Below are 25303 nucleotides of genomic sequence, written 5' to 3'. Positions count from 1 at the left end.
GTCACGATGAAAACCCTTATTTACGCTCATCGAGGAGCGAGTAAGCTGGCTCCGGAAAATACGATGCCCGCTTTTGAACTGGCACGTGCAGCTGGAGCTGATGGAATCGAAACCGATGTACAGCTTACGAAAGACCAGATCCCCGTCCTCATCCATGATGAAAACCTGAGACGCACCACCAACGGAACAGGGTTCGTACAAGACTATACATATGCTCAGCTCCGCCTGCTTGATGCAGGAAGCTGGTTTTCTCCTAAATTTTCTGACACTTATATTGTAACACTGGACGAGTTTCTTCGCTGGTTTCGGGACCAGCCTATGTTTTTAAATGTCGAGCTCAAAACGAATGTCATTGCCTACAAGAACATCGAGCGGATTGTCTATGAATCTCTAAAAAGATACCACGTTCTGGAGCGAACGGTTATTTCGAGTTTCAATGTCGATTCCCTCACTCGCATGAAAGAAATCAACCCATCGATACAGACAGCATTCCTGACATCCACGAAAATGCGGAATCTCCCTCAATACGCGAAGTCCGAAGGGTGTGACGCTTTGCATGTGAAACACCGCCTGCTGGATAAAAAACTCGTAAAACGCTGCCATAAAGAAAATCTCGAACTCCGCATATATACGGTCAACCGCCCTTCCATGATGAAGAAGTGTTACAGCCTGGGTGTAAACGGAATTTTCACAGATGTTCCTCATCAGGCTATTGAATATCGAGATCTTTATCGAAAACGGAGAAATCGATAATATGTTCTGGGTATTTGTTGGACTTCTGTTCGTATGGATGATTCTCCTTGTGGACTTCCTTCAAGGAATCAGGAAAATTCCAAGGCTTGAAGCTACCGTTCCTTCGCAAACGGATGAACTCGTTTCTGTTATCATTGCGGCCAAAGACGAAGAAGACTCCATTCGCGAAACGCTGCACACCCTTCTTCATCAACAAAACGTGAGGTGTGAAATCATCGCTGTGAACGACCGCTCCAGTGATCGAACGGGTGAGTTCATCGACGAAACAGCTGCGTCATACTCTACCATTCGCGCCGTTCATATTAACCACCTGCCAGATGGGTGGCTTGGGAAAAATCATGCTCTGAAAAAAGGCGCCGAGCTTGCCTCTGGCGCTTATTTGCTTTTTACAGACGCCGACATTCAATTTGATGAACAGACCCTCGCTAAAGCGATGACAACTATGAAAGTTGATGAGCTCGATCACCTCACAGCCGCACCGGACTTAAAAGCTCATTCCTTCGCGTTACGCGGGTTGATTTCCTATTTCTTGTTCGGTTTCGGGTATTTAAAACGCCCATGGACAGCGAACCAGAAGAAACCTAAAGGTGGCATGGGGATCGGGGCTTTCCAAATGATGACAAAATCCTGTTATCAAAAGATCGGGAACCATGAAGTGGTGCGTTTCCGCCCCGATGATGACCTTGCCCTTGGACAGAAAATTAAAGCGGCGGGCTTCAAGCAAAAACTCGTAACGGCCAAAAAGCTTCTTTCTGTCGAATGGTATCCTGACTTCAAATCCGCTCTAAAAGGGTTCGAAAAAAATGCCTTTGCTGGATTGAATTATTCTATTTCCCTCTCCTTGTTTGCTCTTTTGGGTGTCCTGGTTTCGCAAGTGTTCCCATTCATATTCGTCTTTTTCGGAAGTCCTTCCGTTCAAATCATTAGCGCAATCAACATCCTTTTGTTATTTTGTTTATATGGTTTAACGACCCGTTCTTTCACAAACTATCCATTGGGGATGATTTTCGGTCTGCCGATTTTTGCTCTTTTGTTTGTTTTCATGCTAGGCAGAGCACTTATCCTGACATGGGTTCGTGGAGGAATTGAATGGCGTGGAAACCGGTATTCCATCAAGGAATTAAAACAATTTTTCCGTAATTCGGAGGAGGATCACCGTTGAAACATAAATTATTTGAACCATATACAATAAAAAACATCACGTTAAAAAACCGGATCGTCATGTCTCCGATGTGTATGTATTCTTCAGACAATCAGGACGGCTATGCTCAGCCTTTTCACCTTACCCATTACGAAAGCCGCGCGGCTGGACAAGTTGGACTGATTATTACAGAAGCGACAGCTGTTTTACCTGAAGGCCGTATTTCTCATGAAGACCTTGGCATCTGGAGCGACGAGCATATCGAAGGGTTACAAAAAATCAATGCAGGTATTCATCGCCACGGCGCTAACGCAGGCATTCAGCTGGCTCACGCCGGACGAAAAGCCAACTTAAGGGATGAAACTTTCGCCCCGAGTGCTGAAGCCTTCAGCGCATCCATGAAGCTCCCTACAGAAATGACAAAAGAAGACATCGAGCGTACAGTGGAAGCTTTCCGTGCGGGGACTCGCCGGTCTAAAAAAGCGGGCTTTGATGTGATTGAACTTCACGGAGCCCACGGGTATTTGATCAACCAATTCCTCTCCCCTCTTACAAACAAGCGCGACGATGAATATGGAGGCACCCGTGAAAACCGATATCGTTTCTTGCGTGAGACGATTGAAGCCGTCAAGCAAGAGTGGGATGGCCCACTGTTCGTCAGAATCTCTGGGGAAGAATATCATGAAGACGGAAACACGATGGAAGATTTCATCTATTTTTCCCGTGAAATGAAGTCCCAAGGCGTAGACCTCATCGACGTCAGCTCAGGTGGTGTGGTTCCTGCTACGATCGAACCTTACCCAGGATACCAGGTCACGTATGCGGAACAAATCAAACAGGGAGCCGGCATCGACACGGGGGCCGTCGGCCTGATTACAAGTGGCAACCAGGCAGAAGAAATTTTGCAAAATGGACGGGCAGACCTGATTTTCCTTGCCCGGGCTCTCTTAAGAAACCCGTACTGGCCGAAAGAAGCAGCTGATGAGCTTAGCTACCCATTAGAAGGCCCAAGACAATATACCCGCGCTTGGTAAATAACTGTGAACTGCCGGAAAAGCATCCGGCAGTTTTTTTATGGCATTTCAAGTGTGTTCTCCCCTTTCTGGTGGTATCATGATAAGTGTAGGAGAGTGTTGGCAATGGAACTATTTTTTTTAGGCACAGGATCTGGTGTCCCATCAAAAGAAAGAAATGTCTCCTCCCTTGTCCTCCGCCTTCTTGAAGAGCGGGGAACGACATGGGTCTTTGACTGTGGAGAAGGCACACAACAGCAAATATTGAATACAAACATACGTCCGCGACGAATTGAAGTGATTTTTATCACCCACCTTCATGGGGATCACATTTACGGACTGCCTGGATTATTGAGCAGCCGTTCTTTCCAGGGTGGAGAAACACCTGTAACCGTTTACGGGCCGCGCGGTTTAAAAGATTACATTGATATCAGTCTCGAATTGAGCGGAACGCACCTTCGCTATCCCCTTTACATAGAGGAAGTGGAGGAAGGAGAGCTTTTCGAAGACGAACAGTTCATCGTTGAAGCTGTCAAACTTGAACATGGACTCGAAAGTTATGGATATATCCTTAAGGAAAAAGACCAACTCGGCGAACTACAGCCTGAGAAGCTGAAGGCGCTAGGAGTGAAACCTGGTCCCATCTATCAAAAGATTAAAAGTCAACCGAAGACAGTCCTTGAAGATGGAAGAGTCATCAACCGCGAAGATGTAATTGGACCACCTAAAAAGGGGCGAAAAGTCGCCATTTTAGGGGACACACGTTACCTACCTCATCTAGAAGAGGTTTTGAAAGGAAGCGATGTTCTTGTCCATGAAGCTACATTTGCTGGAAACGAGGAAAAGATGGCTTATGATTATTTCCACTCTACTGTCAAACAAGCCGCTACCCTCGCGAAGAAAGCAAATGTAGGCGAACTGATCCTGAATCACGTTTCTTCCAGGTACCAGGGAGATTCTGTGGAGAACCTCCTGGAAGAAGCACAGAACCTATTTCCAAACACGACGATTGCATATGATTTTTATCAACATCCCATTAAACGTACTTAACGAAGGAGGAGCAGTATGCACGCAACGGTCAAGCAACAAAAAACATGGTTCCAAGAAGGACATACGAAAAGCTATGCTTTCCGAAAAGAACAGCTTTTAAAAATGAAAAAGATGCTGACGACTTTCGAAAAACCGATTCTTAATGCTTTAAAATTCGATATGAACAAATCGGAATATGAAGCGTACGCATCAGAAATCGCGTTTTTGAAAAGCGAAATTGACCACCATGTGAAACAGTTGAAAACATGGATGCAGCCGACTAAAGTAAAGACCCCGCTCACCCATACAGGCTCAAAAAACTTCATTCGAAAAGAACCCTATGGTACTGTATTAGTCATTGCACCGTGGAACTACCCTATCCAGCTTGCCCTCGCCCCGGTAATCGGTGCGATTGCAGCAGGAAATACGGTCATCATCAAACCATCTGAGCTTACACCAACTGTTTCATGGGTGTTGAAAAAGATGATTGAACAATATTTCCCCCCACACTATATTGCCGTTATTGAAGGCGATAAAGAAGTGACTCAGGAGCTGCTTGAACAACCACTCGATTATATTTTCTTCACCGGAAGCGTGCCCGTCGGGAAAATCATAATGGAGAAAGCGAGCAAACAGCTCATCCCTGTCACGCTGGAACTTGGAGGAAAGAGCCCCACAATCGTTCACAAAGATGCAAACATCGACCTTGCCGCCAAGCGAATCGTCTGGGGCAAGTTCACCAACGCAGGTCAAACGTGTATCGCGCCTGATTATCTTTACGTCCACCATGAAGTGAAAGCAGACTTAATCCGTACCATGAAGAAGTACATCCAGCAGTTTTACGGAGAAAATCCTTTGGACAATGAAGAGTACACCAAGATCGTTAACCAAACGCATTTTGAACGCGTTTCTTCTTACCTGGATTCCGGTACGGTTGTTGTTGGCGGTGCTCTGGATGAATCCAAACACAAAATCGCGCCTACCATTCTCGATCAAGTGACTTGGGAAGATCAAGTCATGAAGGATGAAATCTTCGGGCCTGTGCTCCCTGTATTGACTTATCATGAATTGGACGAAGCGATTGATAAGATCAACAGCCGTCCGAAGCCCCTTGCCCTCTATTACTTCGGCGAAAACGAAGTCGAACAGCAGCGCATCCTCAACTCAATCTCTTTCGGAGGTGGATGCATCAACGATACCCTTTACCATATCATCAATCCACACCTGCCATTTGGAGGGGTTGGCGAGAGCGGTATGGGCAGCTATCATGGCAGACGAAGCTTTGATACCTTTACGCACGAAAAAAGCATCACAAAACAAACCACCCGTTTCGATCAGAATTTCCGCTATCCCGGGTCTCAGCTAGGCATGGCGGTGCTGAAGAAATTCTTTGGATAGTAAAAAGCGAGCATAGCGCTCGCTTTTTTTTTGCGCGCGACTCGGCTTTCTTGCGCGCGACTCGGCTTTCTTGCGCGCGACTCGGCTTTCTTGCGCGCGACTCGGCTTTCTTGCGCGCGACTCGGCTTTCTTGCGCGCGACTCGGCTTTCTTGCGCGCGACTCGGCTTTCTTGCGCGCGACTCGGCTTTCTTGCGCGCGACTCGGCTTTCTTGCGCGCGACTCGGCTTTCTTGCGCGCGACTCGGCTTTCTTGCGCGCGAAAAAGGACAGCGGCCGGGCCGCTGTCCTTTTTCTCTAGTCCTGTTGCTTTTTCAATGCTTCCTGCAACGAGACATTCTTCAACTTTCGTTTGGATAGTCCAAGAGAAAGCCAATACGTAAGCAGGATGACTATGAATCCGATCACTACCATCCACCATGCTACATCAGTCGGCATAAGAAAACCGGTCTCCTGCACCAACGTGTTCATCGTTTGCTCCAAACTCAAACTTGCTAGAGGAATAGAGACAAAGTAAGCAATCAATACGATAGGGGTGTACACACTCAAAACAAGTTTAGAAACTTCTTTATCATGATAGCCCATCACTTTAAACAACGAAATGGAAGGTGAATTTTCCTCAACGATCAAATTAGTGAGCAAAGTAAGAACAATCACTCCAATTAATACAGCGAAAACGGCCATCCCTGCAACCGACGCTCTAGTTGCTCCTGTCGTCGATTCAAAACTGTCAATCGCCTTCTGCTTATCTTCTACCATATAAACATTTTCACTATTCTCCGGGGACTGTTTCTGCCATGTACCTGTATAGGCCTCTTCAGGGAAGCCAAGGAAATCATTCAATTCCTCGCGAGGAAGATATAAGTTATTCCCAATGTAAAGGTCTGCCACTGCAGCGACCTCTACCTGCATCGTATCCGAGTTCAATGAATTTTCGAGGTTGATTACATCCCCTTCCCCTACACCAAGTACCGCGGCTAGAGGAGCACTGATAATGGCTCCTTGCGATAAATTGGATTGCAGGCTTTCTCCTTCAGCACTCAATTGAATAAACTCGTTATCTTTTTCCATTCCATAAGCCGTAACCTTCACGTCTTCATCCACGACACCAAGTTCGTTCATTATAAAAGGACTTTGTTCATCCTCCGTTTCTTCTGTAATTAACGATTGATAGTGGATAGCATAATCGTATTTTAAAATTTCCTTATACGTTGTTTCTACAAGCTGATCCATGCTATTGAACGTAATCAATCCAAACAATAATAAAACGGTTGAGAACATCACCCCGATAAAAATATAGAAGCTTCTCGCTTTATTTCTCACTAGTAACCTCAAACGAAACCTGCGAATAAAGCTTCCTTTTTGCAAAAGTGGAAGTTTTTCAAGCCAGGATTTTTTCCCACTGGACATTTCTTTAGGTCTCAGGAGTGTCAATGGTTCTGTTCGTAACGTTCGACTGATGACGAAAGTCGTTAGCAAGATCAAAAGCAATAAAGGAAGGACAAATCCTATGACAAGAACAAAAGGATCCCAGTCAAACATGGAAAGGGCTGGTAAATTAAAGTAATTCGCGTACAGATTCGAAAGCGGTACAGACAGACCAGCACCCGCAGTTAAGCCACCGACTGTTCCTGCCAATCCGATGACCCAGGCATAGCCTAAGTAATGACGGACCAATTCTTTCTTCCGATACCCAAGCGCCATCAGCGTCCCGATTTCTTTTCTCTGCATTTCCATACGTCGCTTCATCAACATCAAAACCATAGCAATGGAAAGGGCAAGAATGAACAGCGGTAATGTCGTCGTCATGCCTTTTGCACCTTCGATTTCTGTTTCTACAAAACCTATACGCGGGTTATCTTCTGAGTTCACGAATTGCAAAAGAGCCGTTTCTTCACTTACCGCTTCCCTCAACCCATCAGGAACGTCTCCATTCTCCGTCCAGCCTAGAATTTCCGTTTGTGCATTCATGGGAAAACTTGAACCGGAAACGACTGCGACACCGAATTTTTCAGCATCTGCTAACAAATCTGTCATTTGTTCGACCATATAAATATAATCAGGCAAGTAAACGAATCCTGTGATTTCAAACTTTTGGTCGTCCAGTGTGATGATATCGCCCAGTTCGTGTTGATGTTTTTCCGCATACACTTTGGAAATCGCCAGCTCTTGATTGCTCGATGGTGCTTTTCCTTCAGAAATGTAAGGGATGTTAACGGAATCAGTAGTCGTAAACGCGCGCAATGTCGAATCATCGATTTCAAAATCTGCATACTTACGTTTTTCTAAAATGACATTATACTTATTCTCCCATGAGGAGAGCTGTTCATCTGTAACTTCCCCCCCAGCTACAAAATGAAAGCTTTCCTGTTTGTAGTCCTCCGAAAAAGTTTCATTTCTTGATTCCAGTGTCGTAATGGCCATGGATAAGGAGACATAAAGCATCACTGCTAGTAAAAGAAGAACAGCCACCCCGGCATATTGGAATTTCTTTTCTTTTAAAGTCCTGAACACAGATTTCTTTAAGATCATGACCATGTCACCTTCTCTGGCTGTACAGGATTTTCATTTTCATAGGAATCTACAATTTCACCGCTTTTCATCCGGATAACGGAATGAGCCATCTCCCCGATCCCCTGGTTGTGAGTGATGATTAAGACCGTCGTTCCATACTGCTCATTGACGAACTTCAACAACTTCAGGATATTTTTCCCTGTTTCTTCATCCAGGGCTCCTGTAGGTTCATCACATAGTAAAAGTTGCGGGTTCTTTATTAGCGCCCTCGCAATTGCGACACGCTGCTGTTCACCTCCACTCAATTGAAAAGGAAATTTATCTTTCTTATCCCACATTCCTACTTTTTCTAAAATATCTTTCATATTAAGCGGCTGCTGACTCAATTCCCGCCCGACTTCAACATTTTCTTCGACGGTCAGCGTTGGAATTAAATTGTACTGTTGAAAAATGAACCCCACGAATTTCCGGCGGTAATCCGTAAGTTGACGATCCTTTAATTGATCAAGGATGGTATCTCCTACTTTGATTGATCCTGAATCGTAACGGTCTATGCCCCCAATGACATTGAGTAGCGTTGATTTCCCTGACCCTGAAGGTCCAAGAATCGTTACGATTTTTTTATCTGGTACTTCTAATGACGCCTGGCGCAGCGCCTGAACTGTTACTTCTCCGCTCTGATACGTTTTATTGACTTGATTTGCGAAGATTGCCATTTCATCATCTCCAATTAAAAGTTTTGTAATGAAACACATCAATTATTTCATTTTTAGTGTACCTCAATAAAAAAAGAAGTCAATAACTTTTTGAAATATTTATATGTATATATTTCATTATTTATCATCCCGATCACTATTTTTATCGCAGATAATGGAAGGAAAGTGGAAGACTCGATTTCAAGACTTTTGTTGAGTGGATGGGGGCTGCGGGGAATGAGTCGCTTTCCGTGGGAGCGCGGTGAGCCTCCTCGGACTAAGTCCTGTGGGGTCTCACCATGCACTTTTTTCCCGCAGGAGTCTCCCCATTCCCCTCCGCCCCTTAACCAGGTGAGTGGCTCGAAACCAATTCTCGGATACTCTGCTTGTAGGGTTTTTGGTCATTCCGAGTATGAGAGCTTGTGTCAAGGGCTGTATGCTTCTAACAGTGGGATAGTGTAAAACAATCCATCTTGGGAAAGGGATTCGTTTCTCACATTCATTGAATGGGGTGGTTGGGAAGCTGCGAGACTTCCGTGGGAGAAAAGAGATCGGCGAGATCCCGCAGGACGTAGTCCGAGGAAGCTCGCCACTCCCCCACAGGAAAGCGAGTAGCTTCCCAGACACCCCTGACGCTCAACCTAGGCAACGAATCGCGGATTATCTCGAAACTGAGTCTTCCCGATTAGGGAGCTTTAGTGAAAGAAAAGAAAACCCAGGCAAGCGCGAGGCTTTGCCTGGGTTCTCTATTAAAAAGATGGAAGGTTGTCCAAGTTGTTGGATTGAATGCCATCTGGTTCACTGCGCAGATGATCTTCTCCATCTTTACCTCGAATGAGGTTCACGTGTTCCAGTTCACCACTGCGCGCCATTTCATGTGCTCGCTTATAATCGATCACTTGTCCTGACGACAGTTGCATTTCAACAATGCTACCTTGCCCGTTTTTTCTAACGGCGACAATTCGTTCTGGCATCATTCTCAACCTCCTCAAGAATTATTTTGTCCAAGAATCGAGATCATATGCCCCCCATCCGGAGGGGATTATTGGATGGTTAGATAAATAAAAAGACAGCCAGACGGCTGCCTTTTTACCTTACATATCGTGAGAAGATTTCTGTTTTTGACGCGAATGCTGTCTGTTTTTCACTTTATGAGATCCTTGAGCCGGTTCCCCGTATGCTTGTTTCGGCCCTAGTGGTAAGTTTGGTTGTTCTTGTTGTTTTGGTCCCATACGTCTGCCCATAAAAATCCGCCTCCTTGTTTATCTGCGTTTACGAGCTGCTTCTGGCCCCTCCATCGCGGTCGCACCAGGATAACTTAAGCGCTGATCACGATCGGACTCCACTCTGCCGGATTTTTTTAACTTTTTCTCTTGTCGATCTCTACCCATTCTAGAACGCCTCCCTTCTCTCTTAGTATGGAAAAGAAGGTGGAGGCTATGCCTGGGAATCATTTTTTGAAATCGTCGAGAAAATCCTTTTGAAAGCTCGTATTCACCTGAGGATTCGTCGGATTACTAAGGTCACGGAAAGGGTTTTTGCCATATTTCTCAGTCAGATCATCAATCGTCTTATACAATTTTTCCTTGCTGGCATACTGTTCAAAATTAAAAAGATCCAGTTGTTGACTGACTTCTGATTTCTCAGCAAGATCACTCGCGGTAACACCGAGCAGGCGAACAGGCTGCTGATTCCAGTGATCATCAAATAACTGCATCGACACTTGAAAGAGGTCCTCAGAGGAATGAATAAATTCCTGCAGCTGCCGACTGCGTGTTACTGTCTTCCGATCATGATAACGTATCGTCAACTGGACATTTCTTGCAAGAACCTTTTTATTCTTCATCCGACTTTCTACTTTATTGGAAAGTCTGCGTATGACCGTTTGTATTTCTGTATCATCCGTCGTATCTTGTGGAAGCGTTGTTGATGTGCCGATACTTTTAAATTCATGAACAGCATCAGGATCGACAGGCCGATCATCTATTCCATTCGCTCTGTTTTTCAATCGCTCTCCATTGATTCCAAGAACACCCTTCAACTCAAGGACAGGGTGTTCAGCTAATCCTCTAATGGTTTCAATACCGATTTTTCTTAGTTTCTCTGCTGTTTTTGAACCGACTCCGTACATTTCTTCTATCGGTAAAGGCCATAGTTTTGTTTCAAGATCTCTTTTCCGTAAAATCGTAATTCCCATAGGCTTTTTCATATCAGAAGCCATTTTTGCCAAAAATTTATTTGGGGCTATCCCAATACTGCAAGGAAGATCGAGCTCGTCATTGATACGCTGCTGAATACGCTCGGCTATTTCTGGAGGGGAACCTTGGTCCGCACAGTCGGTAATATCCATATAACCTTCGTCAATGGAAACCGGCTGAACGAGCGGTGTCACATCAGCTAGAATTTTAAACATCTCTTTGGACGCTGTACGGTATCGTTCAAACGTTGGTCCCATAACAATGAGTTCAGGACACAACCGTCGAGCCTCTCCTAAAGGCATCGTCGTTTTAACTCCATATTTGCGGGCTTCATAGCTGCTAGTGACAATGATTCCGCGTCTTTCTTCAGGGTTTCCTGCGATGGCAAGCGGCTTTCCTTTTAAAGATGGATCAAAAGCTGCTTCCACAGACGCATAGAAACTGTTCATATCGACATGAAAAATGACGCGTCCTTTTTTGGGATACCATCTGGACTGCATAACGTTCTTCCTCCATTGGAACATTTGTTCTCTATTATAACATGCCATGCTTTGTTCATGTTCCACAATGCCTTATTTATTGTTTGTCCAAAACATAAAACTCATAATCGCGTTATTGAACTCACTGACAGGGTTGTGGAAGACTTGATTTCGAGATGTTTGTGTGGATTTAGGGGCTCCGGGAAAAGGTTCGCTTTCCGTGGGCGAGTGATGAGCCTCCTCGAGCTAACGCTCTGCGGGGTCTCATCTACCACGCACTTCCCACAGGAGTCTCACCGTTTCCCTCCGCCCCTTTACCATATGAGGTTCTCGAAATCCCTCTTATAGTACCCTGCCTAAAACTCTTTTAAATCCTGCATAAACCGCGTTGATATAGGCTTCTCAACCATAAAAGCTCCTATTGCTGGAAGGTAGTTTCGAGAATTTCTTCCGGCAAGTGGGCGGAGGGGAATGGCGAGACTCCTAATATAAGTGTGCAGGCGCCTCGATCAGCGGCGTATGGACTGGACTGGACTGGACTGAGCTGGCGGAGATAAAGGAAACACGGAGAACGAAGTGATTCGATGTTGACTTATCGTACAGAAGCGAGGGAAGTCTCACTAGCCGCTAGGCGCCGGAACCGGATATCGTAGAGGAAAAAAGTGCAGGGTGAGACCCCACAGGACGAAGTCCGAGGAGGCTCACCGCGCTCCCGCGGAAAGCGAGTTATTCCCCGAAGCCCCATCCACTCAACAAAAGTCTCGAAACTGAGTCTTCAAGAAAAGAGAGCTTATGTGGAAGGGTGTAATAGAGAATATAAAAAATACTCCCTGAAGATTCAGGGAGTATCGGGGTGTCAAGTTATTGTGCTACTTCTTCAACGATCGCCGTTACGAACTCTGCGATTTTTTCAAGCTCACTAACAGGCATGCGCTCGTTGGTTGTATGAATTTCTTCATACCCTACACTCAAGTTGACTGTAGGTACGCCGTGCCCTGCGATGACGTTGGCATCACTTCCGCCGCCGCTTGTTAACAGTTCACTTTCACGATCGATGCGTTTCGCAGCAGAACGTGCGACTTCCACGACTTGATCTCCCGCTTGTTGCTTAAAGCCAGGGTACATGATTTCGACATCAAGTTCGACTTCGCCACCCATTTCTTCCGCTGTTTCTTGGAATGCTCGTTTCATTTTCTCTACTTGCGCTTCCATTTTTTCAGGGTCTAAAGAACGGGCTTCTGCTAAGACTTCTACGTGGTCACAAACGATATTCGTTTTTTGACCACCTTCAAAACGTCCGATGTTCGCTGTTGTTTCGTCATCGATCCGTCCCAGCGGCATTTTAGCTATTGCACGGGAAGCCAGTGTTATTGCTGAAATCCCTTTTTCAGGAGCAACTCCTGCATGAGCTGTCTTCCCTTTGACAATGGCGTTGATTTTCGCCTGTGTAGGAGCAGCTACGATAATGTTTCCAACTTGACCGTCACTATCGAGCGCATACCCGTATTTAGCTTTGAGCATGGAAGCATCAAGTGCCTTCGCGCCAACGAGGCCACTTTCTTCTCCTACAGTGATGACGAACTGCAGGTCGCCATGCTCGACATTTTGTTCCTGAAGAGAACGGATGGCTTCAAGAATCGCAGCGACACCCGCTTTGTCATCAGCTCCAAGGATTGTTGTTCCATCGGTCACGATATAACCATCTTCAACAGAAGGTTTCACACCGTTACCTGGAACCACCGTATCCATGTGAGAAGTGAAGTAAATCGGCTCTGCTTCCTTTTTAGAGCCTTCTAAATTACAAATAAGGTTGTTTGCCCCATGACCCGTAATTGAGGCTGCATCATCTTCCAGGACTTCCAAACCTAAGTCCTGGAATTTCTTTTTCAATACTTTAGCGATTTCTGCTTCCTGTGTCGTTTCTGAATCGATTTGCACCAACTCTAGAAATTCTTCAAGTAAGCGTTCTTTATTAATGGCTACCATCTATGTCTGCCTCCTTCATATGTAAACACATTCCTCTTAGTACGTTAGCGGAACGAAAGGACTGTGTCAATTATAGAGGGATGTTGCCATGCTTTTTATACGGGCGTTCTTCGTGTTTATTCTTCAGCATATCCAGGGCTTTAATCAATGTAGACCGCGTTTCTCTTGGGTCGATGACATCATCAATCATCCCAAGTCCTGCTGCCACGTAAGGGTTTGCGAATCGTTCCCTGTATTCGTTGATTTTATTTTGTCGCGTTTCCTCTGGGGTTTCGCTTTCTCTGATTTCTTTTGCGAAAATGATGTTCGCTGCCCCTTCAGGACCCATTACAGCAATTTCCGCGTTTGGCCAGGCATAGACAAGGTCCGCCCCGATCGATTTACTGTTTAACGCGACATAGGCTCCACCATAAGCTTTTCTCGTAATAACCGTCAGTTTAGGAACAGTGGCTTCAGAGTAAGCGTATAGAATTTTGGCTCCATGACGGATGATTCCCCCATGTTCCTGCTTGATCCCAGGGAAGAAGCCGGTCACATCTTCAAATGTAATGAGCGGGATATTGAAAGAATCACATGTACGGATAAAACGGGCAGCTTTATCACTGGAGTCGATATCAAGTCCGCCAGCCATGTACTTCGGTTGATTACAAACAAGTCCCACGGTCTTCCCTTGCAGACGTGCAAATCCGACGACAATATTTTTTGCAAAGTCCTTATGAATTTCGAAGAAGGAACCCTCGTCAACGAATTCATCGATAACGATACGCACGTCGTAAGGGCGGATTGGATCAAAAGGAATTTTATCTGTGATGTCAGGTCTGAAGTCATCATCAAGCTCAACTTCAACTTCAGGTGTCAGTTCCTCATTGTTCTGAGGCAGGTAACTGACAAGATCCCGGACAGCATCCAAAGCGGAGGCTTCATCAGGAGTTTTCAAGTGAGCATTCCCACTCAAAGAGTTATGAACACCGGCACCACCGAGGTCTTCCGCGGAAATTTGCTCACCGGTCACGGTTTCAATGACTTTAGGGCCGGTAATAAACATTTGTGATGTTTTTTCCACCATGATGACGAAATCTGTGATTGCTGGAGAATAAACGGCTCCTCCGGCACATGGCCCCATAATCACCGATATTTGCGGAATGACCCCAGAATAAATAGAGTTGCGATAAAAGACTTGTCCGTAACCATCCAAGGAAGAAACGCCTTCCTGGATGCGTGCTCCTCCAGAATCGTTCAGGCCAATAAAAGGGGTTCCATTTTTGGCAGCAAGGTCCATGACTGCGGCAATTTTTTTCGCATGCATTTCCCCTAAGGCTCCGCCGTAAACCGTGAAGTCCTGAGCGAACAAATACACATCACGTCCATGAATTTTACCAAACCCTGTCACGACCCCTTCACCCGGTGCTGATTTTCCGTCCATTCCAAAGGCATCATGCCGATGTTCAATAAAAGGATTCAGCTCAATGAAAGAGCCCTCATCCAACAGGTGTTCGATGCGTTCCCTCGCTGTCCATTTCCCTTTATCATGCTGTTTATCAATTCTTTCATCACCGCCGCCCAGTTCAACTTGCCGACGCTTATCGTATAATTCATTGATTTTATCAAAAATGTCCATTCTTACTCCTCCTCCCCATGCTGACATAGTTCAAATAGGACACCGTTGGCTGCTTTCGGGTGCAAAAAGGCGATCTGGCTGTCATGAGCGCCTCGTTTCGGCTGTTCGTGAATAAGACGGACCCCTTGCTCTTTGTACTGCTCCAAACGCTTGGTAAGATCGTCCACTTCCAAAGCGATATGGTGGACACCTTCTCCTTTTTTCGTCAAAAACGATTGAATCGGAGAGTCATCACTCAAAGGCTCCAACAATTCGAACATCGTTTCACCGATTCTCAGAAAAGCGACACGCACTTGTTCTGACTCCACAACTTCAACAGCTTCAAGCTCCAAGCTGAGGTTATGTTGATAGAAAGGCAGGGCTGCATCAATGCTTTCCACAGCAATTCCGATATGAGCAATCCGTTTCGGTGCTTCTATTGTATCCTTGTTTAGAAGCTGTTTAATATAAAGAGCGATGGCATCTGTTGGTGACCCGCTGGTAAAGATTTTGTTTACCCCTTTTTCCTCAAGAAAAGGAATATCTTCTGCAGGTATGACACCGCCACCGACGACGGGAATATCAGATGCTCCCTGCTCTTCCAGGGCTTGGACTACTTTCGGAAACAATGATTTATGAGCACCAGATAGTGAAGAAAGCCCTACAACATCCACGTCTTCCTGTATGGCAGCTCTCGCAATTTGTACAGCTGATTGCCTAAGACCTGTATAGATGACTTCCATTCCATGGTCTCTGAGTGCCTGAGCGATAATTAAAGCTCCTCTGTCATGTCCATCTAACCCTGGTTTCGCTATAAGTACACGTATTGGTTTCATCCTCATCATCCCTTCCTACATTCCGGTATATTCTCCAAATTCCTCTCGCAAAACGTTCGCGATCTCCCCGACTGTGGCATAAACTTTAACCGCCGCCACAATATGAGGCATGACATTTTCCGACCCTTTCGCCGCTTCCCGAAGGGCTTGAAGGCATTGGTCGACGGATCCCTGATCGCGGGAAGACCTCACTTCCTGCGTCTTCTTGATTTGTGCTTGTTCCAGCGCTTCATCCACGCGCAACAAGTCCGCATGTATCTCTTCTTCGAGTTTGTATTCGTTCATACCGACGACGATGTCTTCATTCGATTCGATCCGTTTTTGGGCATCATAGGCAGCTTTATGGATTTCACGTTGCATATACCCTTCTTCCACCGCCTGGACAGCTCCACCGAATTCTTTGATGCGCTCTAAGTAAGCATTGGCTTCTTTTTCGATTTGGTCTGTCAGAGACTCTACGAAGTAAGAACCAGCGAGTGGATCGATCGTGTCTGCTACACCGCTCTCATTAGCAATGATCTGCTGTGTGCGTAACGCAATTCTTGCGGAATCTTCTGTCGGAAGGGCAAGAGCTTCATCCCGTGAGTTGGTATGCAGGCTCTGCGTTCCTCCCATTACAGCAGCGAGTGCTTGTAATGTGACACGCACAATATTGTTATCCGGCTGCTGAGCCGTCAGTGTACTTCCTCCTGTTTGTGTATGGAAACGAAGCTTCCAACTTTTTGGATTCTCTGCTCCATAGTGTTCTTTCATGATTTTTGCCCACATACGGCGGGCTGCCCGGAACTTGGCCGCTTCCTCAAAAAAATGATTGTGAGCATTGAAAAAGAAGGCAAGCCTTGGAGCAAACTGGTCGACTTCAAGTCCAGCCTCGATCGCCGCATCTACATAAGCCATGCCGTTCGCAATCGTAAAGGCGACTTCTTGCACGGCCGTAGACCCTGCTTCCCTGATATGATAGCCGGAGATGCTGATCGTGTTAAATTTCGGTAAATGTTCCTGGCAGTAGCCGAATATGTCTGTGATAAGCCTCATGGAAGGTTTAGGTGGATAGATATACGTACCTCGAGCAATATATTCTTTCAAAATGTCGTTTTGAATCGTCCCTGTCAGTTTTTCAGGAGCTACCCCCTGCTTTTCTCCAACAGCGATGTACATCGCAAGCAGAATGCTGGCCGGTGCATTGATCGTCATCGACGTACTTACTTGATCGAGTGGAATTTGATCGAATAACTGCTCCATGTCCTTTAATGAATCAATAGCGACACCGACTTTCCCCACTTCTCCATCAGCCATCGGGTCATCAGAATCATAGCCGATCTGTGTTGGCAGATCGAAGGCGACCGATAAGCCGGTCTGACCTTGTTTCAATAAATAACGGAATCTCTCATTTGTTTCTTCTGCCGACCCAAATCCTGCATATTGACGCATCGTCCAATAACGGCTACGATACATGGTCGGCTGAATTCCTCTCGTATAAGGATATTGGCCCGGAAAGCCGATCTCCTCTATGTAATCCTGATCCATCTGTCCCGGAGTGTATAATCGTTCGACCGGAATCTCGGAACTCGTATGAAACGTCTCTTTCCGTTCAGGAAAACGCTCCGTCGTTTTTTCTACATCTTTTTCCCATTGTTGCTTCGGGCGTTGGTCACTTGATGATCTGTTCATAAGAAAGGCCTCCTTATTCAGTCCATTCACACTACTAGCATACCAGAAATGAAGCGCTTACCTATCTAAAAATTACTATCATTCACAATTTTATTGTAAATGATTTCACGCCCTTGTCCAATTTCTCTTTTTTAGGTAGAATGTCAGTAGGATTGACTGAGAAGGAGGTAACACACCTTGGCTACAAAAAAACGTTCAAAACGCGAACGCCGTATGAAAGTCGTGATCTATGTCATGATTTTGTCTATGCTTCTATCCAGTGCATTGGCTGGCGCGAGTTTCTTCTTATAATAAATGAATGAAAAAAAGCCGAACTGATGGAATGACCATCTGTTCGGCTTTCTTAGTTTCTAGAGTTGTTTCTGTAAGTTATTTTCTTCCCAGAGGCGATATAAATCAGACATTCGCTTTTCGCTGTCTACAATCCATACATCTGCTTCAGCGGGAACCATATCAAATAAAACCTCGACATCTTTATTATTCATGCGGATACAACCAGCTGATACTGATTTGCCGATAGACTCCGGCTGATTTGTTCCATGAATTCCATAAATCCTACCGTCTGTTCCTCTTGCATCAAACCCGATCCATCTGCTCCCTAGCGGATTCTCAGGAACACCGCCTGGGATGTCTTTTTTCCGATAGTATGGATCTTTGGCTTTCACTTTGACATTGAACTGTCCTTCCGGCGTCAAGTCCTTTGTCTTTTCTATGGCCGCAGGAGCCCTGAACAAAACCTCGTTGCTTTGGTAGAGGGCAACCTCATGGGTCGCTTTATTCACGATAATAACGGGGTCAGCCGGCGTGTGAGGAGGAAGTAGAGGGTTTAATAAACTGACAAGTAAAAGAAAGCTGTACAACGTAATCATCCTCTTTTACTAAGAGTTTCCCCTCACGGTTTCCCCCTATACATCACTCTTTTTAAATGACCTTTTTATGATTAGATAGTCCTCTATTTCATTTAATAAATGGAATAGACTGGCCCTTACTTCAAACTCTTCCCGCGTTTCCGGCAGCCGGTCTTCCCGGAAGTCCTCTTTCATCTCTTTCAGCATCCTTAAATAGATAAGGGCTGTATTCCCGGGATGAACAGCATCAGCTAAATCATCGAAAAATTCGGCCATTCGAATGCCATGTGCATCTGATGTTGATATTCGGGAAACGAGTGGCAGCATACGTTCAAGGAGTTCAAACTGTTTGGTTCGCATATGGAAATAGTGATAAAAATGATTGTGGGAGCGCAGCAAATGATTTTCTACGTCCCGGTAGGAGAGGGATTTGGCTTTCTCGAGAAGGTTAGCAGTCTCCGTTAACTCCCTGCCAGACCAGTCATTATCTCCATTACGTAAAAATTGAGCTATTTCTCTCAAAATAATAGAAAAGTTGCTTTCCACCTGATTTCGGTACTGATTCAACTTCTTCTCCAGACTAGGCATATATAAATTCAGAAGCAAGGCTGTTCCAATCCCCACGGTAATTAACAACACTTCATTCCAAATAATACTCCATCCGATATCACCTGAACCATAGAGATGAAGGATGATGACTGAGCTGGTTACGATTCCAGGTGTGATCTTGAACCACACCGTCGCCGGAATAAAGGCAAACAACATTAATCCAATGGCAATAGGATTGTATCCCAACAGTTCAAAAAAGGCGAATGAAAATCCCATCGCTAATAAACAAGCGGAAAAGCGGTGCCATGCACTTAAAAAGGAACGTTTTCTCGTAATTTGAATACAGAGAATGGTCAAGATTCCTGCTGATGCGAAATTCTCAAGCTGAAGCATCTGAGCAATCCAGATGGCAAACGGTGTTCCCAATGCCGTCTTTATGGTCCGATATCCTATCTTCAATCCTGTGTTCACCTCTGTTCTTTCAATATCTCGCTGATCTATGAAGATCAAGCGGACTATTATGTAAGGGCCGTGTTTTACGTAAAAAAGGATCTTTGCTTTATAAACAAAGATCCTACGCCTATTGTATTCTTATACTTCCTCACAATACTCTTCAAAGCTGCGTTGAAGTTTTCCGATCACTTCCATCGGTTCAAATCCTTCAATATCATGACGCTCGACCATCGTCTGGATTTTACCATCTTTCAAAAGCGCGAAAGATGGAGAAGAAGGAGGGTATCCTTCAAAATATTCGCGAGCACGATCCGTCGCTTCACGATCCTGTCCAGCAAAGACCGTCACAAGCTGATCAGGGCGCTTATCATAGTGAATCGCATGAGCAGCTGCCGGACGGGCAATACCGCCTGCACATCCACATACGGAGTTGATCATTACAAGGGTCGTACCTTCTTTATTTAGAGCCTGATCGACTTCTTCAGGTGTCGTCAGTTCCGTGTATCCTGCTTGTGTAATTTCTTCACGTGCTTTTGATACAACATCGTTCATAAAAATATTAAAATCCATTTAACATGGCCCCTTTATAGAAATGCTATGAACATTTTACCAAGATATCTGACATCTTTCAATTGAATTGTCTAGTAAAGCAGCAGAAACCCAGAGTTTAAACGAGTATGACTTCTTAAGCATAAGTAACGTATGATACGCTTATGTAACTGAAGGCAATGAAGGCGCGGTCTAAACATCATGCTTTATACAAATAGAGAAGCGAGCTGACAGAAGGGGGAGGAGACTTGAAAAAAATAAATTTGATGATCGTTCTGATCATTATCGTATGTTCGATTGGACTTTTCTCTTTTATTAAATTTCATACACCATTAGTAAGTGGAGCGATTGGTTCTTCGGCAGATAAACAGTCCGTAGTTATTAGTATCGGAAATAAAGGATTTAGTAATATAAAAATCGAGGATGTGCGAATAAATACGAGTGAAGAACCATTGGATGAAAAAGTTCAGGTAACCCATCCACTCAAAGGTTTTATCGTAGCAGACAGCTTTGATGGGGAGGCGGAAGAGTATGGGCTGACCGATATCCAGGACGTGATCATTAAGCCGAATACTTCTCCATCATCACAATTAGAAAAGGTGAACAATGGTACCGCTACTGAAAAAGATAACAGCTACGGTTTAAGCATCATTAACCATAAAGAAATAAATGAAGTGATCATACATTATAACTATCTGGGAATGGCTTTTGAAAAAAGTATTACTATTCACCATTAAGCTTGTTTCATTTTTATGAACCATGGTCTTAAACAGCATTTATCTTTTAAAAAAGCTATCCTCACAAGTGGAGGATAGCTTTTTTTACTTAATATACCGATGTGTTGTCTTCTGACATTTTTTCCAAGATCTCTTTCACGCGAGCAAGGAAGTTGCCGGCAACGAGACCGTCAAGAACCCGGTGGTCTAACGATAGACATAGGTTGACCATGTCACGAGCTCCGAACATCCCATTTTGGTAAACCGGCTTTTTAACAATGGACTCCACTTGTAAAATAGCGGCCTGAGGGTGGTTGATCACACCCATGGACTGGACGGAACCGAATGAACCTGTGTTATTGACAGTGAAGGTACCGCCTTCCATATCTTTCGATGTCAGCTTGCCTTGACGTGCTTTATTGGCAAGGTCTGTAATATCTTTAGCGATTCCTTTAATGCTCTTTTCATCAGCATCTTTGATAACAGGAACGAACAACTGGTCGTCTTTCGCAACGGCAATGTTCAAGTTGATCGCTTTGCGCTGAATGATCTTGTCCCCTGCCCACATACTGTTCAATTGTGGATATTCTTTCAATGCTTGAGCGACGGCTTTTACAAAGAAAGCGAAATAAGTCAGGCTGAAACCTTCCTGTTGTTTGAACTGGTTTTTCTTGGAATTGCGAAGTTCAACCAAATTCGTGACATCCACTTCAACCATCATCCAGGCATGAGGGATCTCTGTCTTCGACTTCACCATGTTCGCTGCAATGGCTTTACGGACACCAGTAACAGGGATCTCGATGTCTCCTTCACCCGCTTGTACATTCGGTGTCTGCTGTGAAGGGGCTGGAGATGGTGCTGCCTTTTGCTCCGCTTGTGCAGGTTGCTGGACTGGCTCAGCTTTTGCTTGCCCTTCTTTAGGAATATCTCCACTTGCAATGATTTTCTCGATATCTTTACGCGTAATACGTCCACCACGACCGGAACCATCGACTTGATTCAAGTCAATATCATGTTCCTGTGCAAGCGTCATAACCGCTGGAGAATACCGCTTTTTACTGCCTTTGTCCTGTTTTTTCTCAGGCTTTTTCGGAGCTGTCGATTTTTCATCAGCAACAGGCGTTTCTTGTGCGGGCGCCTGTTTATTTTCCTCTGACGAAGGCTCTTCGGCAGACCCCGCTCCTTCTACTTCAATATAGCACATGAGTTCACCGACTTCGATGGTATCTCCTTCAGATGCGACGAGCTCTTTGATCTCCCCGGAAAAAGAAGACGGAACTTCTGCGTTCACTTTGTCTGTCATAACTTCTGCAATGGGATCGTATTTATTCACCTGGTCTCCAGGTTGTACAAGCCATGTGCTGATCGTTCCTTCTGTGACACTTTCACCAAGCTGAGGCATTTTGATTTTTTCTACACCCACAGGAATCTCCTCCTTCTATTAAAATTCCGCGAGATCTCTCATCGCTTTTTCTACTTTATCCGGATTCATCATGAAGTGCTTCTCCATTGTTGGAGCATAAGGCATCGCTGGTACATCTGGGCCGGCCAGACGCTGAACAGGAGCATCCAGGTCGAACAGGCAGTTCTCACTGATGATCGCGGACACCTCTGAGATGATTCCACCTTCTTTATTGTCTTCCGTTACAAGCAGGACTTTCCCCGTTTTAGATGCCGCTTCAATGATTCCTTCTTTATCCAGTGGATAGACTGTACGCAAGTCAAGAATATGTGCATCAATGCCCTCTTCTGCAAGTTTCTCTGCAGCTTGTAGAGCAAAATGGACACAAAGACCGTACGTAATGACCGTAATATCAGAACCTTCGCGCTTCACATCTGCTTTTCCGATTGGAAGTGTATAGTCTTCATCAGGTACTTCACCTTTGATTAAGCGGTACGCTCGTTTATGTTCAAAGAAAAGGACCGGATCATTGTCGCGGATCGACGCTTTTAACAAACCTTTGACATCATAAGGAGTCGATGGCATGACAATTTTCAATCCCGGCTGATTTGCGAAAACCGCTTCAACGGATTGGGAATGGTACAGAGCCCCGTGGACACCGCCACCATAAGGGGCACGAATAGTAATTGGAGCACTCCAATCGTTATTAGAACGGTAACGGATTTTAGCGGCTTCTGAAATAATCTGGTTGACCGCCGGCATGATGAAATCAGCGAACTGCATCTCAGCTACTGGACGCATGCCGTACATAGCTGCACCAATCCCAACTCCGGCGATTGCGGATTCAGCTAGTGGGGTATCAAGAACTCTGTCTTCACCAAATTCATCGTAAAGACCATCTGTCGCGCGGAATACGCCCCCGCGTTTTCCAACATCTTCACCAAGGACGAACACTTTTTCATCCCGCTTCATTTCTTCTTTCAAAGCTTGAGTGACGGCTTGAATATAAGATATAACTGCCATTATTGCTCCCCCTCCTTACTCTTCGTACACATATTTCATTGCTGATTCTGCTTCCGCATACGCCGCATTCTCAGCATAGTCAGTCGCTTCATTGACGATTTCATTGATTTCGTCATTCATTTCCTTTTCCTTCTCATCCGTCAGGACACCTGTGTCACGCAAGTACTGGGCAAAGGTGACGATCGAATCCTTTTTCTTCGCTTCATCCACTTCTTCGCGCTCCCGATACGTACGATCATCATCATCACTGGAGTGCGGAGTAAGACGGTAGGAAACAGTCTCGATGAGAGTCGGTCCTTCTCCATTACGGCCACGATCCGCTGCTGCTTTCACCGCTTCATAAACGGCTAGAGGATCATTGCCGTCTACTGTGAAACCTGGCATACCATAACCGATGGCACGGTCAGATACTTTTTCACAGGCAAGCTGCTTGGATACCGGAACAGAAATGGCATATTTATTATTTTCAACCATAAAGATAACAGGAAGCTTGTGTACCCCAGCAAAGTTTGCACCTTCATGGAAATCACCCTGGTTGGAAGACCCTTCTCCGAATGTTACAAGAGAAACAAAGTCTTTTTTCTCCATCTTCCCTGCCAATGCAATACCTACTGCATGGGGAACTTGTGTGGTAACTGGTGATGAACCGGTTACGATCCGGTTTTTCTTTTGGCCGAAGTGACCTGGCATTTGGCGGCCACCCGAGTTTGGATCTTCTGCTTTAGCAAAACCAGAGAGCATCAGATCTTGAGCGGTCATACCGAATGACAGAACAACACCCATGTCACGATAGTAAGGCAGAGCATAATCTTTATCACGATCAAGCGCGTAGGACGCCCCTACTTGGGCAGCTTCCTGACCTTGACAGGAAATGACGAATGGGATTTTACCGGCGCGGTTCAATAACCACATCCGTTCATCAATTCTTCTTGCTAACAACATCGTGCGAAACATGTCCAACACTTGATCATCACTTAAGCCTAGAGCTTTATGGCGATTTTCAGCCATGAGGATCCCTCCTTCTTATTTATCCGTGGATTTGATTGCCGTCAACGGCCATAGCCGCTTCCCCGATCGCTTCAGAGAGCGTTGGGTGTGGGTGAATCGTTTCAGCGATTTCCCAAGGTGTGGCATCAAGAACTTGAGCCAGAGCAGCTTCTGAAATCATGTCTGTCACATGTGGTCCAATCATATGCACGCCTAATACGTCATCCGTTTCTTTGTCGGCAACGATTTTAACAAAGCCATCAGTCTCTCCATGGACGAGCGCTTTCCCGATCGCTTGGAATGGGAATTTGCCTACTTTCACATCAAACCCTTTTTCTTTTGCCGCTTTTTCCGTCAAACCGACACTTGAAACTTCAGGGTTGGAGTAGATACAGGATGGCACTTGATCCTGGTTCATCGGATGTGGATTCTGATCAGCCATATGTTCAACAGCAATCATTCCTTCATGAGAAGCTACGTGAGCAAGCTGCATGCCTCCGATGACATCTCCAATCGCGTAAATGTGGCTTTCTTTCGTTTGGTAGACATTATTGGTTTGAATGATCCCGTTTTCGACTTGAATATCCGTGTTTTCAAGACCGATATTGTCAACGTTTGCTGATCTCCCGACAGAAACCAGCATGCGTTCCGCTTCATAAGTAACCGTTTCCCCGTCGACTTCTGCATCAACTTTCACACCAGTGCCTTTCTCGATCGTATCAGGAAGGACCTTAGCGCTTGTAACAATGTCGATGCCTTTCTTCTTCATCTGCTTCAACATTTCCCTGGAAATATCTTCGTCTTCGGTAGGAAGAATGTGTGGCAGATACTCAAGAACGGTGACTTTAACACCGAAGTCTGCAAGCATAGAGGCCCACTCGATTCCGATGACTCCTCCACCGACGATGATGATCGATTCTGGAAGCTCATCCATATGAAGAGCTTCATCAGAACTCATGACAACTTCACCATCGATTTCAAGTCCTGGCAATGATTTAGGACGCGAACCTGTCGCCACTAACACATTTTTAGGAATCAACATTTCGTTTTCTTCCCCATTGTTCATCTCCACAGAAATCGTTCCTGCTGTCGGTGAAAAAATAGAAGGTCCTAAGATACGGCCAAAGCCTTCATAGACATCGATCTTTCCTTTTTTCATCAATCCTTGAACGCCTTTATGTAGTGTGTCTACAATCGATTGTTTCCGTTCTTGGACTTTTGTAAAATTCAAAGTTGGGTTTTCTGTTGAAACCCCATACCGGTCAGCTTCTTTCGTCTGTTTAAATACTTCAGCACTTCGAAGCAATGCTTTTGAAGGGATGCACCCTCTGTGTAAGCATGTCCCACCAAGTTCTCTTTTTTCTACAATCGCTGTTTTCAAGCCTAATTTTGAAGCTCGGATGGCGGCGACGTAACCACCTGTGCCACCTCCGAGAATGACCAAATCGTATTCTTGTGCCACCTTGGAT

The 25303-nt window shown here is 45.2% G+C and carries 23 protein-coding genes and 1 pseudogene; 7 read left to right on the top strand and 17 right to left on the bottom strand.

Translation table 11 applies throughout. The features are described 5' to 3' along the window. Window positions 1–6: 6 nt before the first annotated feature. From ACQ4XT_RS12660 to ACQ4XT_RS12640, 5 genes are all read left to right on the top strand, one after another. Window positions 7–753 (top strand): glycerophosphodiester phosphodiesterase, encoded by a 747-nt coding sequence (locus ACQ4XT_RS12660; protein ID WP_446853961.1) that lies wholly within the window; start codon window positions 7–9, stop codon window positions 751–753. Further along, window positions 713–1915 (top strand): glycosyltransferase family 2 protein, encoded by a 1203-nt coding sequence (locus tag ACQ4XT_RS12655; RefSeq protein ID WP_446853960.1) that lies wholly within the window; start codon window positions 713–715, stop codon window positions 1913–1915. The genes ACQ4XT_RS12660 and ACQ4XT_RS12655 overlap by 41 nt, the downstream gene beginning before the upstream one ends. Then, window positions 1912–2928, top strand: coding sequence for an NADPH dehydrogenase NamA (gene namA, locus ACQ4XT_RS12650; RefSeq protein WP_446853959.1), 1017 nt, complete (start codon window positions 1912–1914; stop codon window positions 2926–2928). Before ACQ4XT_RS12655 ends, namA begins: the two co-directional genes overlap by 4 nt. 105 nt (window positions 2929–3033) lie before the next feature. Continuing rightward, window positions 3034–3957, top strand: a complete 924-nt coding sequence (gene rnz / locus ACQ4XT_RS12645) for a ribonuclease Z (protein ID WP_446853958.1) — start codon at window positions 3034–3036, stop codon at window positions 3955–3957. A 15-nt stretch (window positions 3958–3972) separates the two neighbouring features. Further along, on the top strand, window positions 3973–5334 hold the full coding sequence (locus ACQ4XT_RS12640; RefSeq protein WP_446853957.1) for an aldehyde dehydrogenase: 1362 nt from the start codon (window positions 3973–3975) through the stop codon (window positions 5332–5334). Window positions 5335–5628: 294 nt separating this feature from the next. On the opposite strand, the gene ACQ4XT_RS12635 is transcribed toward ACQ4XT_RS12640, so the two are convergent. The 10 genes and pseudogenes from ACQ4XT_RS12635 to ACQ4XT_RS12590 form a co-directional block, all read right to left on the bottom strand. Continuing rightward, the gene (locus ACQ4XT_RS12635) at window positions 5629–7863 is read right to left on the bottom strand and encodes an ABC transporter permease (RefSeq protein ID WP_446853956.1); all 2235 of its coding nucleotides are present in this window, start codon (window positions 7861–7863) and stop codon (window positions 5629–5631) included. Between the two features lie 191 nt (window positions 7864–8054). Beyond that, a pseudogene (locus ACQ4XT_RS12630) lies at window positions 8055–8561 on the bottom strand (ABC transporter ATP-binding protein); the annotation flags it as partial. A gap of 728 nt (window positions 8562–9289) precedes the next feature. Beyond that, window positions 9290–9514, bottom strand: a complete 225-nt coding sequence (locus ACQ4XT_RS12625; RefSeq protein ID WP_089651888.1) for a DUF3892 domain-containing protein — start codon at window positions 9512–9514, stop codon at window positions 9290–9292. Window positions 9515–9634: 120 nt separating this feature from the next. Next, on the bottom strand, window positions 9635–9784 hold the full coding sequence (locus ACQ4XT_RS12620; RefSeq protein WP_089651800.1) for a small acid-soluble spore protein P: 150 nt from the start codon (window positions 9782–9784) through the stop codon (window positions 9635–9637). A gap of 18 nt (window positions 9785–9802) precedes the next feature. After that, on the bottom strand, window positions 9803–9931 hold the full coding sequence (locus ACQ4XT_RS12615; RefSeq protein WP_089651799.1) for a YpzI family protein: 129 nt from the start codon (window positions 9929–9931) through the stop codon (window positions 9803–9805). 59 nt (window positions 9932–9990) lie between these two features. Next, window positions 9991–11238, bottom strand: coding sequence for a DNA polymerase IV (locus ACQ4XT_RS12610; protein WP_446853955.1), 1248 nt, complete (start codon window positions 11236–11238; stop codon window positions 9991–9993). 840 nt (window positions 11239–12078) lie between these two features. Further along, a complete protein-coding gene (locus ACQ4XT_RS12605) occupies window positions 12079–13203 on the bottom strand; it encodes a M20/M25/M40 family metallo-hydrolase (protein ID WP_446853954.1) in 1125 nt (374 codons plus the stop codon). Between the two features lie 70 nt (window positions 13204–13273). Then, entirely contained in the window at window positions 13274–14821 is a 1548-nt protein-coding gene (locus tag ACQ4XT_RS12600) for an acyl-CoA carboxylase subunit beta (protein ID WP_446853953.1), read from the bottom strand. A 2-nt stretch (window positions 14822–14823) separates the two neighbouring features. After that, window positions 14824–15636 (bottom strand): methylmalonyl-CoA epimerase, encoded by an 813-nt coding sequence (gene mce / locus ACQ4XT_RS12595; protein ID WP_446853952.1) that lies wholly within the window; start codon window positions 15634–15636, stop codon window positions 14824–14826. A 15-nt stretch (window positions 15637–15651) separates the two neighbouring features. Next, entirely contained in the window at window positions 15652–17307 is a 1656-nt protein-coding gene (locus ACQ4XT_RS12590) for an acyl-CoA mutase large subunit family protein (protein WP_446853951.1), read from the bottom strand. Window positions 17308–17484: 177 nt separating this feature from the next. On the opposite strand from ACQ4XT_RS12590, the gene prli42 reads away from it, so the two are divergent. Next, window positions 17485–17598: a stressosome-associated protein Prli42 gene (gene prli42 / locus ACQ4XT_RS12585; RefSeq protein WP_226590761.1), complete on the top strand. Its 114-nt coding sequence runs from the start codon at window positions 17485–17487 to the stop codon at window positions 17596–17598. A 59-nt stretch (window positions 17599–17657) separates the two neighbouring features. Here the strand turns inward: prli42 and ACQ4XT_RS12580 are convergent, their stop codons facing one another. From ACQ4XT_RS12580 to ACQ4XT_RS12570, 3 genes are all read right to left on the bottom strand, one after another. Continuing rightward, window positions 17658–18176 (bottom strand): L,D-transpeptidase, encoded by a 519-nt coding sequence (locus ACQ4XT_RS12580; protein ID WP_446853950.1) that lies wholly within the window; start codon window positions 18174–18176, stop codon window positions 17658–17660. 36 nt (window positions 18177–18212) lie between these two features. Further along, window positions 18213–19163: an aromatic acid exporter family protein gene (locus tag ACQ4XT_RS12575; RefSeq protein WP_446853949.1), complete on the bottom strand. Its 951-nt coding sequence runs from the start codon at window positions 19161–19163 to the stop codon at window positions 18213–18215. A 132-nt stretch (window positions 19164–19295) separates the two neighbouring features. Next, a complete protein-coding gene (locus ACQ4XT_RS12570; protein ID WP_089651791.1) occupies window positions 19296–19727 on the bottom strand; it encodes a BrxA/BrxB family bacilliredoxin in 432 nt (143 codons plus the stop codon). Between the two features lie 227 nt (window positions 19728–19954). Here ACQ4XT_RS12570 and ACQ4XT_RS12565 point away from each other — a divergent pair, with 227 nt between their 5' ends. Next, entirely contained in the window at window positions 19955–20443 is a 489-nt protein-coding gene (locus tag ACQ4XT_RS12565; protein ID WP_446853948.1) for a hypothetical protein, read from the top strand. An 88-nt stretch (window positions 20444–20531) separates the two neighbouring features. On the opposite strand, the gene ACQ4XT_RS12560 is transcribed toward ACQ4XT_RS12565, so the two are convergent. Genes ACQ4XT_RS12560 through lpdA form a run of 4 tightly spaced genes read right to left on the bottom strand, consistent with a single transcriptional unit; the run spans window position 20532 to window position 25296 of the window. Further along, window positions 20532–21845: a dihydrolipoamide acetyltransferase family protein gene (locus ACQ4XT_RS12560; RefSeq protein WP_446853947.1), complete on the bottom strand. Its 1314-nt coding sequence runs from the start codon at window positions 21843–21845 to the stop codon at window positions 20532–20534. An 18-nt stretch (window positions 21846–21863) separates the two neighbouring features. Further along, a complete protein-coding gene (locus tag ACQ4XT_RS12555; RefSeq protein ID WP_220585189.1) occupies window positions 21864–22847 on the bottom strand; it encodes an alpha-ketoacid dehydrogenase subunit beta in 984 nt (327 codons plus the stop codon). Between the two features lie 15 nt (window positions 22848–22862). Beyond that, window positions 22863–23855, bottom strand: a complete 993-nt coding sequence (locus ACQ4XT_RS12550; RefSeq protein ID WP_446853946.1) for a thiamine pyrophosphate-dependent dehydrogenase E1 component subunit alpha — start codon at window positions 23853–23855, stop codon at window positions 22863–22865. Between the two features lie 19 nt (window positions 23856–23874). Next, complete coding sequence (gene lpdA / locus ACQ4XT_RS12545) at window positions 23875–25296, bottom strand: dihydrolipoyl dehydrogenase (RefSeq protein ID WP_446853945.1); 1422 nt, start codon at window positions 25294–25296, stop codon at window positions 23875–23877. Between the last annotated feature and the right edge of the window lie 7 nt (window positions 25297–25303).

It is taken from the genome of Halobacillus sp. 12SKB (assembly GCF_052941655.1).
The sequence above is the reverse complement of the archived record's forward strand: the minus strand, read 5'-3'. Positions and strand labels throughout refer to the sequence as shown.

Coding starts and splice junctions, on each gene's coding strand:
- ACQ4XT_RS12580 (WP_446853950.1), bottom strand. CDS start 18,176: ATGATTACGTTGTACAGCTTTCTTTTACTTGTCAGTTTATTAAACCCT.
- ACQ4XT_RS12605 (WP_446853954.1), bottom strand. CDS start 13,203: ATGGTAGCCATTAATAAAGAACGCTTACTTGAAGAATTTCTAGAGTTG.
- ACQ4XT_RS12620 (WP_089651800.1), bottom strand. CDS start 9,784: ATGGGCAGACGTATGGGACCAAAACAACAAGAACAACCAAACTTACCA.
- ACQ4XT_RS12615 (WP_089651799.1), bottom strand. CDS start 9,931: ATGGGTAGAGATCGACAAGAGAAAAAGTTAAAAAAATCCGGCAGAGTG.
- ACQ4XT_RS12660 (WP_446853961.1), top strand. CDS start 7: ATGAAAACCCTTATTTACGCTCATCGAGGAGCGAGTAAGCTGGCTCCG.
- rnz (WP_446853958.1), top strand. CDS start 3,034: ATGGAACTATTTTTTTTAGGCACAGGATCTGGTGTCCCATCAAAAGAA.
- mce (WP_446853952.1), bottom strand. CDS start 15,636: ATGAAACCAATACGTGTACTTATAGCGAAACCAGGGTTAGATGGACAT.
- ACQ4XT_RS12550 (WP_446853946.1), bottom strand. CDS start 23,855: ATGGCTGAAAATCGCCATAAAGCTCTAGGCTTAAGTGATGATCAAGTG.
- ACQ4XT_RS12635 (WP_446853956.1), bottom strand. CDS start 7,863: ATGATCTTAAAGAAATCTGTGTTCAGGACTTTAAAAGAAAAGAAATTC.
- ACQ4XT_RS12610 (WP_446853955.1), bottom strand. CDS start 11,238: ATGCAGTCCAGATGGTATCCCAAAAAAGGACGCGTCATTTTTCATGTC.
- ACQ4XT_RS12555 (WP_220585189.1), bottom strand. CDS start 22,847: ATGGCAGTTATATCTTATATTCAAGCCGTCACTCAAGCTTTGAAAGAA.
- ACQ4XT_RS12600 (WP_446853953.1), bottom strand. CDS start 14,821: ATGGACATTTTTGATAAAATCAATGAATTATACGATAAGCGTCGGCAA.
- ACQ4XT_RS12570 (WP_089651791.1), bottom strand. CDS start 19,727: ATGGATTTTAATATTTTTATGAACGATGTTGTATCAAAAGCACGTGAA.
- ACQ4XT_RS12640 (WP_446853957.1), top strand. CDS start 3,973: ATGCACGCAACGGTCAAGCAACAAAAAACATGGTTCCAAGAAGGACAT.
- ACQ4XT_RS12625 (WP_089651888.1), bottom strand. CDS start 9,514: ATGCCAGAACGAATTGTCGCCGTTAGAAAAAACGGGCAAGGTAGCATT.
- ACQ4XT_RS12590 (WP_446853951.1), bottom strand. CDS start 17,307: ATGAACAGATCATCAAGTGACCAACGCCCGAAGCAACAATGGGAAAAA.